This window comes from Nocardia sp. PE-7 (assembly GCF_030486425.1).
Classification (GTDB): domain Bacteria; phylum Actinomycetota; class Actinomycetes; order Mycobacteriales; family Mycobacteriaceae; genus Nocardia; species Nocardia salmonicida_A.
On record NZ_CP129614.1, the window covers coordinates 1,254,702 to 1,266,733 of the forward strand.

A 12,032-nucleotide genomic window follows, 5' to 3' on the forward strand; every position below is an offset into this window, starting at 1 on the left:
ACAACTCATGCCCGACACCAGTATCCTCGACCACTCCGTCGCCGAACGTGCCCGCCTCGCCGACCTGCTCGCCGACCTGTCCGCCGACCAGTGGGGGACACCATCTCTGTGCGAGGGATGGGCGATCCGTGAAGTCGTCGCCCACATCACCGTCCCGTACCGCACCAGCGGGCCCCGGATGATGCTCGGCCTGGCCCGCGCCCGCTTCAACATCAACCGCTATTGCGACATCGCCGCCCGCGCCGACACCGCCCGCCTCAGCGACGCCGAACTACTCAACAGCCTGCGCGACAACATCGCCCACCCCTGGCGACCCCCTGGCGGCGGTACCGCGGGCGCCCTGTCCCACTACGTCATCCACGGCCTCGACATCACCGAACCTCTCGGCCTGCCCGCCGCCCCGACCGACCGAATCGCCACGGTGTTGGCCCACGTCGAGCCCAAGGGCCTGTCCTTCTTCGGCGTCGACCTCACCGGAATCCGACTGCAGGCCACCGACGCCGATTACACCATCGGCGAGGGAGCCCCGATTGCCTTGCCTGCCAAGGACATTCTGCTCACAATCACCGGACGACGCCTACTGCCGCAGTGAATGACACCATGGGGGTGGGATTCACGCTCCAAGTTGAGACAGTCTGCCGGCTGCGGCCATCACCGCGGCTCGGCGGACGCCTTCCGGACGAAGAACTCCTCGGGGGTCCGTGACGACCTAGGCGCTTCGGAAGCACAGGGTCAACTGTCACACGCAAACTGGCGACAACGGAGCGCCATTTCCTCGAACGGCGAACTGCCGGCCCTGACGCAAGAAAGGCCCTCGACCAGTTCGTGGAGGGGCAAGTAGTCCCGCGTTTGTAGTCAAAAAGTAGTGGATACGGGGAGATTCCCCGCACAACCGAAAAGCCCTCCACCTGCTTGCGCTGGTAGAGGGCTTTTTATGCTCCCCCATCTGGACTCGAACCAGAAACCTGCCGATTAACAGTCGGCTGCTCTGCCAATTGAGCTATAGGGGATTGCCCTGGGTGGTTACACTCAGGCGGTCTGCCTTGGCGGGCTGACCGAGATGAAACTTTAGCGCATCGTGTCGCGGGAACCCAAATCGGGGCGCTACCTGCGGACATGCGGCGTATAACGATGTGCTGTCGAACGGTGGCCGGATCGACAGGGGTGGGGCGGCTGGGGCAGGATGGACCCGCACACAGACGTGGGAGGAGCTCCAGGAGATGCTGCGGTTGATCATCGGCGTAGCGGCCGGTTATGTGCTTGGCACGAAGGCCGGTCGGGCGCGCTACGAACAGATCACTGCGGCCTCGCGAGCGGTCGCGGGTAGTCCGGTGACGAGGAAGCTGGTGTCGGTGAGCCGGCAGAAGCTGTCGGACAAGCTGAGCACCCAGCCGAAGCTGGAGCCGATGGAGCCGATCGACGAGCGCACCACGGTGCTGATCCCGCACAACCAGCTGCGCCGCTGAGCTCACCGGGCCGATGTCGGATCTGGTCGGCGACCCTGTCGGTGGACCAGGACCACTCAGTGATCACACCGCGAGTCAGCGGGTTGTGGCTGTGTTGTCGGCGGGTGTCATTGTGGGGGAGTCCCTCCACTAGGCTCGGCGAAACTACAGCTCAGACAAACCGATACACGGGGGAATGCTCATGACCGATCCGCACCTGAACGTTTTCGGCACCGCACCGGTGTCATTGTTCAGCGCCCAGAATCTCAGCGACGTAAGTACGGAACCTGCCGAGAAGGTCCCCGGCAACCGCCTGCCGACTTTCCTGGCCGCTGTCGAAGACCCAGACCCCACCTGACCGCTACGCCGCGTTCTCGCCCTCACCGCGAGCGTGAAGGGAAACTCGAACAGCGCGGTGGGGATCAGCCATCCAGGTCCTCGGCTGCCTGGAGCGCGCTGCGGTAGGTATACGGCTCATCGTCGATGTCTATGAGTCGTGGCTGCGCGGTGACGACATCGTCCACGTTCACCCGTATGGCGGCTCTGTCCGGCCATCAGCGTCCACCCGTCGTTCGCCGGGCCTGCCATCGGTTCTGAAGCTGGCACCCGAAGACCCTTTGGTTACCTCCACCGCCGACGGCTCGAAGCCTGCGCAGCAAAAAGTTACCGACTTCGACTGAAAGCGTCTGCCTAGCAGCATTATTCGCCGACGATCGGTCAGTGGCTCGATACGCGGCGGGTGCGATGTCGCATTCGGAGCACGTAGTACGGCACGCGAAATTGGGGTAGCCCGGTACTCGTGTCAGCTCACGCACATCCTCGTACGTTCGAAACAGCCTGAAAATCTGCGGCTGACGTTGGCGTTTGGGACATCGGAGCCGCTCGAGTATCGAGGAGCACGAATGTCTACCGCAATGACCACGCTGACTTCGCCCAAAGGTCAACCGCTGACTCTGGTCGGCGACGCGAAGTTCTCACCGAACTCGGTGTATCCCCGTATCGAACCGCCGTACGGCGACGAACTCGGCCCTGTCCTGGAGATGTCGGACTACGAGCTCGCCGAAGCATTGCGGCCGGTGATCTACAACGACGGCAAGGAGTACACGACCGAGGCGCCGACCACCACGTTCGTCGAGCTGCTTCGGGAGGAACGGGAACGCCGCACAGCGTCCTACACCGCGCTGTCGCGCTCCCGGTCCGAACAGCTCGATTCCTCGTCGCTGCACGCGTTGTCGGGAATCATCGGCTCGGACAACCGCGTCGTGCGCCGCGACAACACCGTGTATCCGATGAGCACGGTCGCCTATCTCGCGCTCCCGAGCGGGGGATATTCCGGGTCGGCGACGATGGTCGGGCCGTCGACCGCCGTGACTGCGGCGCACGTGGTGCACAACGGGACGAACTGGCTTCCGTTCGCCTCCGTCGCACCCGGTACCGATCGCCAGGACCCGACGCCGATGCCCTTCGGCAGCCATGGCGGGTACAACGTGACGGTCCCCGGCGGCTGGGTCAACAACGCGGGCGGCGACGCGCGGTTCGACTACGCCGTCATCGAATTCTCCGGATACGGCGACTTCCCCGGCCGTGCGTCGGGGTGGAAGGGGCTGTGGGTCGCGCCCGACAACGTGGTGAGCGGCAACCGGATGTACCTCTACGGCCATCCGAGTGACAAGGCCCAACCCCAGATCTGGGGCAACGAGGGCAACGGCATTCTCAACGGTCAGTACATCAACTTCTTCATGGATGCCTGGTACGGCGACAGCGGGTCGGGACTCTATGTGTACGACACCGACGGATGGCCCTATGTCGTGGGCGTGCTGCGCGGCGCCACCGGCGCGATCGGCGACAACAGCAAGCCCAACTTCGGGCGGCGGATGACTCGCGACGTCTACGACTTCATCGTCGCGTACTCGGCTTTGTAGGAAGGAATCATCATGTCCGACACCATTTCTGCCGAGCCGGTCGCCGGCGTCGCGTTCGAATCCGTCGTACCTGTCGAGAAGCCGCTGCAGACCGACCTGACGGTGATGCCCGAACTGCTCGAGGTCGATCTGTTGGTGCGTGCGGCGGAAGCGCGCACCAAGTTCAACGTCGACGGGTCCGGCATGACGGTCGCTGTCCTCGATACCGGGCTGCGCACCACCCACGTCGATTTCGCCGGGCGGGTTCGGGCGGGCCGGAACTTCACCTCCGACAACAACGGTTCGCCCACCGATCCGACCGACGGGCAGGGGCACGGAACCAACGTGGCGGGGATCATCTGCGCCGGCGGCGTGCACACCGGGATGGCGCCGCGCGCGAAGATCGTGCCCGTCAAGGTCCTCGGCAACTCCGGGGGCGGTAGTTTCTCGGCGATCCGCGACGCGCTGCGCTGGGTGCTGGCCAATCGAACATCGCTCGGTATCTCCGCGGTGTGTATGTCGCTCGGCGCTTCGGACAACAGCATCTCGGACGCGGATTTCGCGGGCGATGGCATCGGCGATGCGATGCAGAAGCTCACCGACGTCGGCGTCGCCTGCTGTGTGGCGGCGGGTAACGACTACTTCGGCCACAACAGTGGCCAAGGCATGAGTTACCCGGCGATCTTTCGTCAGACGATCAGTGTCGGTGCGGTCTACGACGCCGACGAAGGGTCGTTCAGCTACGGCTCCGGGGCGACCGCACTCTCGACGGCGCCGGACCGGATCACGCCGTTCTCCCAGCGTCTGCACGTGAGCGTGGGCGGTGACTGCGCGACCGATATCTTCGCGCCGGGCGCTCCGACGACCTCCTCCGGGATCCGCAACGACAGCGGCGAGTCGATCCAGCACGGCACCAGTCAGGCCACGCCCGTGGTCGCCGGCGTCGTGTTGCTGATTCAGCAATTCCATCTGCGGGTGGCCGGGACGATGCCGTCGGTCGCCGATGTTCGCAAATGGCTGCTGGCGGGTGCGGTGCCGATCGTGGACGGCGACGACGAGAACGACAATGTCGTCCATACCGGGCAGACGTTCAGCCGGATCAGCGCGTTCGGCGCGCTCACCGCCTGTGCGAAGGATGTGGCGCGGTCGGCGCTGGTCGAAGCGGGCATCGACCGTTCGCGGATGTAGTTGTCATGAACGCCGATCGTTCGGCCGAGCGCGGGGGCGACCCGCGCTCGGCGCGAGCGCATTCGGGCAAGATCGCGCGGCTGTTCCTCAGCCATTCGAGCCGCGACAGCCGCGAGGCGGTCGCGTTGCGGGCCTGGCTGATCGAGGCGGAGCCCGGTCTGGCAGGCGAGATCTTCCTCGATCTCGACCCGGGCACCGGGATTCCGGCCGGTGTCCGGTGGAAGGACGCATTGCGTCGGGCCGGCGACCGCTGCGAGGCGGTCATCTGTCTGCTGTCGGACAACTGGGACAGCTCTCATGAATGCAAGGTCGAATACCGCCACGCGGAGTCCATGAACAAGCCGATCTTCACCGTCCGCCTCGAACCGCTGACGGGGCGTGACATGACCAGTGAATGGCAGCGTTGCGACCTGTTCGGGGACGGACCGAAGACCGCGATCTCGGTGGGCGGGGAAACGGTCGAATTCCTGACCGAGGGGTTGCAGCGGCTCCGTTACGGCTTGCGGGCCGCGGGCATCGGCGCCGACACCTTCGCGTGGCCACCGCCCGGCGACCCGGGTCGCGCACCTTACCGAGGGTGGGAACCGTTCGAATCCGTGGATGCCGCAGTATATTTCGGCCGCGATGCGCAGATCGGGCGAGCGATGGACGCGGTGCGCGGCCTACGCGGCCTCGGTGGCGGCCACCTGTTCGTCGTCCTCGGTCCGTCCGGCGTCGGTAAGTCGTCGTTCGTGCGGGCCGGGTTGCTGCCTCGTCTGGCACGCGATGACCGACACTTCCTCACCATGGACATCGTGCGTCCGCACCGCAGGGCGCTCACCGGCGACGCCGGATTCGCGCGGTCGATCCATGCGTTGCGCGTCGGCGTCGGGCTGCGTCGACCCGGGCTCACCGAGATCGAGGACGGTGTCCGCGACATCGAACAGGTGCGGGCCTGGCTGATCGAAGCCCAGCAGGCCGCACGGGAGCGCGTTCTGGACTCCGACGAGGATCCGGTGCCGACGCTGATCCTGCCCATCGACCAGGCCGAGGAACTGTTCGGTCCCGAGGCAGGCGAGCAGGCAGGCGTGCTGCTCACGCTGCTCGGCGGCCTGCTCGACCGCGAGCGCGGGATCACGATGATCGCGGTCGCCACCATTCGCTCCGACCGGTACGAACCGCTGCAGACCGCGCCGATGCTGGCGTCGGTCGCGGTGCGGCCGTTCGACGATCTCAAACCGATGCCACAGGCCCAGTTCAAGGAGGTCATCGTCGGGCCGGTGCGGCGGGCGAGCGAAGCGGGCGCGGAGTTGTCGTTCGCCCCGGACCTGGTGGAACGGCTGCTCGACGACTGGTCGCGCGGCGCCGACACCCTGCCGTTGCTCTCGCTCACCCTCGCTCGGCTGTATCAGGACTACGGGGACGGGGAGATCACCCTCGCGCACTACGAATCCCTCGGCGGATTGCGGCGCGTGGTCCAGCGGGAGGTCGACGAACTGCTCGACGACGATCCCCAGGTCCGCGCCGAGCAGCTGGCGATCCTGCGACGGGCGTTCGTGCCGTGGCTGGCGACCATCAACTCCGGCAACGACCAGCCGATGCGCCGCCCCGCCCGCTGGTTCGATCTGCCGCCGGAGAGTCATCCGCTGCTCGAGGCGTTCGTCGCGCGCAGGTTGCTGGTCAAGGACGAGCGCGACGGGGCCGTTGTCGTCGAGGTCGCGTTGGAAAGCCTTCTGCGGCAATGGGATACGCTCGCCGACTGGCTGCGAGTGGAGGCTGCCGATCTCGAGGCGGCCGACAATCTCGAGCGGGCCGCGCAGGCGTGGGAGGAGAACGGGCGGCGCGAGGAATGGCTGCTGTCGGGGTCGCGACTCACCGATGCCGAATCACTCGCCGCCGCACCAGGATTTCGCGAGCGTCTCAACCCGGTGCGGAGTCTGCTGCTGGAATCGCGACAGGCCGAGGACGAGCGTATCGACGAGGAACGTCGGCACCGGGAGGATGAGCTGCGGGCGGCGCGGGATCGTCAGCAGGCGGCGGAAGCGTTGGCGGCCACGGAGAGTCGGGCGAAGGAGGACGCGCAGCGGAGCGCGCGGGCATTGCACCGGCGGTCGCGGATTCTGCGTGCTGCGCTGGCGTTGACCATGGTTGCCGCGCTGATCGCGGGTTTCCTGTGGGTGCGCGCCGATCGGGCGCAGGAACGCGCCGTCGCCGAGAGCCGTCGCGCGGCAGTGGTGGCGTTGGCGGCGAATTCGCAGCTCATGTTGTCGGGCAGGTGGCCGGGCAAGAGTGACGACATCCTGGGAATGCAGATGGCCATGGCCGCGTATCGAATCCCGACTGACAACAAGCAGGAGTTCGCTCTGCTCAACGCTGTTCATCAGCAAGGAAGACTTCACAAGATCGTCCACATGGACGGGGCCGATGTCAGCGACGTCGCCTACAGCCCGGACGGGAAGCGGATCGCGGCCACTCGTGGTACCGCGATTCAGCTTCTCGACGCGGCGACCTGGAAGCCGATCGGTGGGCTGATGGAAGGCCATGAAACCGAGGTGCTGCGCATTGCCTTCAGCACGGACGGCACCCGTCTGGTGTCCGCGGGTCGGGACGGAACGGTGCGGCTGTGGGACACCGGATCTCAGCAGCAGGTCGGTACGGAAATGCGCGGCCACGGTGGGACGGTCATAGGCGTCGGGTTCAGTCCGGACGGCCGCCGCATCGTCTCGGCGAGCTGGGACAAATCCGTTCTGCTCTGGGATGCCGACACGCACCAGCAGATCGGCGAGATGACCGGCAACAGTATGCCGGTGACGTCGGTGGCGTTCGGTGCGGGTGGGCTGATCGCCGCGGGCGACATCGGTGGCACTGTTCGTTTGTGGGACGCAGAGTCGGGACTGCCCTCGGGCGAACCGCTGATCGTCTACACCGACAGCGCGGTCAACAGTCTTGCCTTCGATCACGACGGTGACCGGCTGGTGGTGGCGGGATTCGATCTCCAACAGTGGGATACCAGGACCCACCGGCGGATCGGGGAGCCGATGCGCGGGCACACTGCCGCTGTCGAACGAGTGACCTACAGTCGCGACGACACCACGATTGCCTCGGCAAGCGATGACAAGACGATCCGGCTGTGGGATGCGACGACGGGCCAGCCCGTCGGAGCGCCGCTGGAGGGACACGAGCTCATGGTGTCCAGCGTCGCGCTGCACCCAGACTCGGGTCGAATCCTTTCCGGCAGCATGGATTCCACCGTCCGCGAGTGGGATATGGGTGGTGGGAGAACCATGCACCACGGCACGCGGGTGTTGGGCGCGGACGTGAGCTCGGACGGCAGGCATATCGTCTCCGGCGGTGCGGACGGCACCATTCGGCAATGGGATATCGCCACCGGTGCGCAGGTCGGTCCTTCGATCCGTGGCGAACAGGGCCACTTCGAGCTCGCGGGGTACACATCCGACGGCACACAGGTGGAGTCCGCCGAATTCAGCCCCAAGTCCCTGGCCTGGACCGATATCAAGTTCTGGGATGCCGCTTCGGGCGCCGCGATCGGGCCGCCGATCTCGCTGCCACCGAAGACGACAAACTTCGCCCACGATTCCGATCGGCGCAGGATGGTGATCGACGCCGACGGTGTTACCCGGATTCTGGATATGGCCGGTATGCGGCCGATCGGACCGGAGCTGCGCCACGACGACAGCTCCGTACAAGCGGTGTCGATCGATGCCGACGGACGGCACGTCGCCACCGGCGCGACCGACTATTCGGTGCGGCTGTGGGACGCGGACACGGGCCAACCGGTCGGCCGGCCGATGGCCGGGGATGCGTGGGTCAAGAGCATCAGCTTCAGCCCGGACGGTCGCCTACTCGCCGTCGGCTACGAAAACACAAGGATTCGCATCTGGAACGCCGAGACCGGCCAGGAAATCGACGAACCCATGGTGCAGGACGGACCGGCCAGCATGGTCCGATTCTCGCCGGACGGCCGCACACTGGTCACCGTCGGCACAGATAATGTGTTGCGGTTGTGGGATGTGGCGACCCACGACCAGGTCGGCCCGGCCGTCGTCGGCCACGGCGCCCTCGTCACCGCTGTCGACTTCACGCCCGACGGTTCTCGGATCATGTCGGCGAGTGTGGACGAGACCATCCGGATATGGCCCGTGCCGACCGCCTCGCCCGAGCAACTCTGCGCCAAACTGACGCACAACATGAGCCGAGAGATGTGGCGGACCTGGGTCTCTTCGGAGATCGACTACATCGAGCTGTGCGAGGGACTACCGATCGCCGGTGAGGAGGAGTAGCGGATGCTCACCGACGACGACCTTCTGAACACTCTCTGGCAGAGGCGAACTCGCTGGTCGAGCACCGCTACCCGGATGAAGCGCCGCTTGGACCGCGTGCGCCTCACAGTCTTGTTCCTCGGGAGTTGGGGCGCGATCGCCACGGCCTCGACCACCACCATCCTCCGCTCGGCGGGCACACCGACCCGCATCGTGGCGCTCTCGGGCGCGGTGGCGCTGGCGGTGGCGACGTTTCTCACCGCCCAGTACCTCACCGCGGAATCGACCCGCCGCTGGACCCGAGCGCGGGCCGTCTCCGAAGGCATCAAGCACCGAATTCTCACCTGCCGCGCCACCGGCGACGCGCAACAGTACGGCCGACTGCAGGCCGATATCGATGACATCGAGCAGTCGGCCGAGGACCTGCTGCCACTGCTCGTACCCAGCGGCGAAGCCGTCCAGGCGCCACCATCGATGCACCCCGATGAGTACGTCCGCGACCGGATAAGGGCCCAGATCGACGACTACTACCTACCCGCCGCCCGCTGCTACAGCACCCGCGCCACCCGGCTGCGCCGCGCCGCCATCGGCCTCGGCCTCGCTGCCACGATCGTCGCCGCGATCAACACCGGGGTCGGTGCGGAAGCGTCGGGGCGGATCGCTCCTTGGGTCGCGGTCATGACCACGATGAGCGGATCGTTGCTGGCCTACCTCGCGGGCAAGCGGTACGACTTCCTGGTGATGACCTACCTGGCCACCGCGGATCGGCTTCGACGGCGGCTCGATCGCTGGCGCACCGACGGATCACCCACCGACCAGGTCCGGTGGGCGGAGTTCGTCGCGGACTGCGAGAACACCATCGCGCTGGAGAACGCGAGCTGGATGGCGAAATGGGGCGAGCGCGCGGAGATCTGATGCCTTCATGGTTCTCCTAGTTCCGGTTCTACGGGCCGCTCGGGCCGTATTTCGATCGCAGCCGGGAACTCGGCGACATCGTCGCGGAGGCCGCGGGCACGCAGTGAACTCGCTCGCGTGATCGCTGAACCGGCGCAGGCGAATCCGACTTCCGGCAGTCGTGGGCCGCGGCGGATAGCCTGATCGCAGTCACGTGGGTGGTCGTGACGCGAAGGAGCGGTGATGGAGTTCGGGCCTGGGGCGATCCTCGCGGGGTATCGCATCGAGCGCAGGGTCGGCGGTGGGGGGATGGGGGCGGTGTATCTGGCCCAGCATCCGCGGCTGCCGCGCAAGGACGCGGTGAAGGTGCTCGACGCGCGGCTGGCGGTGGAGCCGACATTTCGGGCGCGATTCGAGCGTGAGGCCGATCTTGCTGCGCGGCTGCGGCATCCGAATGTCGTGCAGATCTACGATCGCGGGGTCGACGGTGACCGGCTGTGGATCGCGATGCAGTTCGTGGACGGGCTCGACGCGGCGCAATTGCTGCGGCACGGGTTGTCGGTGCTCACGCCGGAGCGGGCGGTTCGCATCGTCGCCGAGGCGGCCGCGGGGCTGGACTACGCGCACCGGCAGGGGCTGCTGCATCGCGATATCAAACCGGCGAACCTGCTGATCGCGCGTGCCGACGACGGCACCGACGAGGTACTGGTCACCGACTTCGGGATCGCGCGAAGTATGGGGGAGACAACCAGTCTCACCTCCGCGGGATCGGTGCTCGGCACGCTTGCCTACGCGGCACCCGAACAGCTGGAGGGGCATCCGCTCGATGTGCGCACCGATGTGTACGCCCTCGGCGGCACCCTCTACGAGCTGCTCACCGGGTTCGTTCCGTTCCAGCGGGAGAGTCCGGCCGCGATGATCAGCGCGCATCTGATCGAACCGCCGCCGCGCCCGTCGGCCGGTAATCCGGCGCTGCCGCAGGCCATGGACGCGGTGATCGCGCGGGCGATGGCGAAGAACCCGGACGACCGGTACGCCAGCTGCGGCGAGCTCGCCGACGCGGCGACCGCTGCCCTCACCGGCAAGCCGGTGGTGGGGGATACCGTTGTGCTGCAGCGAGAAACGCGACTCTCGCGTGCTTCCGGCGCATCGCTGACGAGGAAAGTCCTGCTCGGGGTGGGCGGCGCGGCGGTGGTGGCCGGGGTGACCGCGTTCGCTGTGCTCACCGCCGAGGATCGGGGCGGACCGGACGCGCCGATGACCTCGCCGGTCGCGCAGATCGGTGCGGTCCCGGGCAGTCCGAAGGCGGCGACGGTTCTGCGTCCCTGGCTCGACGATGTGCTCGCCGGGGATATGAGCGCGCTGATCCGCAAATGCTGGACCCAGTCACCCGCCGAGATCCCCGGGATGTACGGCGACGTCGAGCAGATCGTCGACGCTGTACGTCGGCCCGGCGTCCTCGGCCGGTTCGGACCGTATTGGGAGAACGACGCGCTCCACGTCAGCTTGCGTCCCAGCGAGTTGCGGTCCGTCTACGGCTGCCCGATCGTCAGCGACCGATCGGCGCCCAGGCTCACCGAGGAGCAAGCGCGCTATACCGCCGAGCGCTATCTGAGCCGGGTCGTCGGTTACCCCGTGAACCCCGCCGACATAGAACCGGACTACCCACTGCTGTGCGACGGCGCCCAGCCGGGCGACGCCCTGTCCGGGGTGCGGCGCTTCGAGGACAAGGCACTCACGATCCGTGGTTCCTCGGACTCGGTCGTGACCGTGAGCGCGCCGGTGACCAGTGCCGACGGTGTGACGTCAGCGGTCGACCTCACTCTCGACCATGCCGCCAACGGCTTCTGCGTGTCCAGCGTCGCCCGGGCAGGTTGAGCGTCAGGTGGCAGGCGCAGCTCATCCGAAAAGGGTGATCCGTCCGACTCGCCGACGCGGCTAGCGTGAGTAGACATCCACGCTGAATCCAGTCAGGAGTTGCCGTGCCGAAGTTGGAGATCAAGAGGAAATCCGAGCTCTCCCGCAAAGAGGTAGGCGAGCGGCTCATCACGATCGGCCGAGCTATCGCCCACGGTTCCGAAGTGGAATTCGAAACCGGTGGCGACTCGATCGAGATCGTTGTCGCCGACCGGGTTCGATGGGAATTAGAGATCGAAGTCGACGGCGACGAGACCGAGATCGAAATCGAGATCAAGTGGCGTGACGATCCCGCCACCGAACCGGCCCCCGCGGCACCGAAGTCGGCACCGAGGACGGCAACGAAGTCGGCGGCAACGAAGTCGACACCGGCCAAGCCCGCGCGCCGCACCAGGGCGCGCAAAACGACCGCCAAGTGATCGGCCTCC

At 66.7% G+C, this 12,032-nt stretch carries 9 protein-coding genes and 1 tRNA gene; 9 read left to right on the forward strand and 1 reads right to left on the reverse strand.

The genetic code is table 11. The features are described from left to right. Positions 1-7 precede the first annotated feature (7 nt). Complete coding sequence (locus QX204_RS05880) at positions 8-592, forward strand: maleylpyruvate isomerase family mycothiol-dependent enzyme (RefSeq protein ID WP_301905553.1); 585 nt, start codon at positions 8-10, stop codon at positions 590-592. A gap of 345 nt (positions 593-937) precedes the next feature. Here QX204_RS05880 and QX204_RS05885 read toward each other — a convergent pair. Next, a tRNA-Asn gene (locus QX204_RS05885) sits at positions 938-1,010 on the reverse strand. Positions 1,011-1,220: 210 nt separating this feature from the next. Here QX204_RS05885 and QX204_RS05890 point away from each other — a divergent pair. The 8 genes from QX204_RS05890 (at position 1,221) to QX204_RS05925 (ending at position 12,023) form a co-directional block, all read left to right on the forward strand. Then, positions 1,221-1,466 (forward strand): hypothetical protein, encoded by a 246-nt coding sequence (locus tag QX204_RS05890; RefSeq protein WP_056821808.1) that lies wholly within the window; start codon positions 1,221-1,223, stop codon positions 1,464-1,466. Between the two features lie 181 nt (positions 1,467-1,647). Further along, entirely contained in the window at positions 1,648-1,803 is a 156-nt protein-coding gene (locus QX204_RS05895) for a hypothetical protein (RefSeq protein ID WP_301905554.1), read from the forward strand. A gap of 544 nt (positions 1,804-2,347) precedes the next feature. Beyond that, a complete protein-coding gene (locus tag QX204_RS05900; protein WP_301905555.1) occupies positions 2,348-3,367 on the forward strand; it encodes a trypsin-like serine peptidase in 1,020 nt (339 codons plus the stop codon). Between the two features lie 12 nt (positions 3,368-3,379). Further along, positions 3,380-4,534: a S8 family peptidase gene (locus QX204_RS05905; protein WP_301905556.1), complete on the forward strand. Its 1,155-nt coding sequence runs from the start codon at positions 3,380-3,382 to the stop codon at positions 4,532-4,534. Between the two features lie 5 nt (positions 4,535-4,539). Next, positions 4,540-8,814 carry an nSTAND1 domain-containing NTPase gene (locus QX204_RS05910; RefSeq protein WP_301905557.1) on the forward strand — a complete coding sequence of 1,425 codons (4,275 nt, stop codon included), beginning with the start codon at positions 4,540-4,542 and terminating at the stop codon, positions 8,812-8,814. Between the two features lie 3 nt (positions 8,815-8,817). Beyond that, on the forward strand, positions 8,818-9,708 hold the full coding sequence (locus QX204_RS05915) for a DUF4231 domain-containing protein (protein WP_301905558.1): 891 nt from the start codon (positions 8,818-8,820) through the stop codon (positions 9,706-9,708). Positions 9,709-9,930: 222 nt separating this feature from the next. Further along, entirely contained in the window at positions 9,931-11,565 is a 1,635-nt protein-coding gene (locus tag QX204_RS05920) for a serine/threonine-protein kinase (RefSeq protein WP_301905559.1), read from the forward strand. Positions 11,566-11,669: 104 nt separating this feature from the next. Next, complete coding sequence (locus QX204_RS05925; protein ID WP_301905560.1) at positions 11,670-12,023, forward strand: amphi-Trp domain-containing protein; 354 nt, start codon at positions 11,670-11,672, stop codon at positions 12,021-12,023. Positions 12,024-12,032: the final 9 nt, after the last annotated feature.

Coding starts and splice junctions, on each gene's coding strand:
- QX204_RS05880 (WP_301905553.1), top strand. CDS start 8: ATGCCCGACACCAGTATCCTCGACCACTCCGTCGCCGAACGTGCCCGC.
- QX204_RS05890 (WP_056821808.1), top strand. CDS start 1,221: ATGCTGCGGTTGATCATCGGCGTAGCGGCCGGTTATGTGCTTGGCACG.
- QX204_RS05895 (WP_301905554.1), top strand. CDS start 1,648: ATGACCGATCCGCACCTGAACGTTTTCGGCACCGCACCGGTGTCATTG.
- QX204_RS05900 (WP_301905555.1), top strand. CDS start 2,348: ATGTCTACCGCAATGACCACGCTGACTTCGCCCAAAGGTCAACCGCTG.
- QX204_RS05905 (WP_301905556.1), top strand. CDS start 3,380: ATGTCCGACACCATTTCTGCCGAGCCGGTCGCCGGCGTCGCGTTCGAA.
- QX204_RS05910 (WP_301905557.1), top strand. CDS start 4,540: ATGAACGCCGATCGTTCGGCCGAGCGCGGGGGCGACCCGCGCTCGGCG.
- QX204_RS05915 (WP_301905558.1), top strand. CDS start 8,818: ATGCTCACCGACGACGACCTTCTGAACACTCTCTGGCAGAGGCGAACT.
- QX204_RS05920 (WP_301905559.1), top strand. CDS start 9,931: ATGGAGTTCGGGCCTGGGGCGATCCTCGCGGGGTATCGCATCGAGCGC.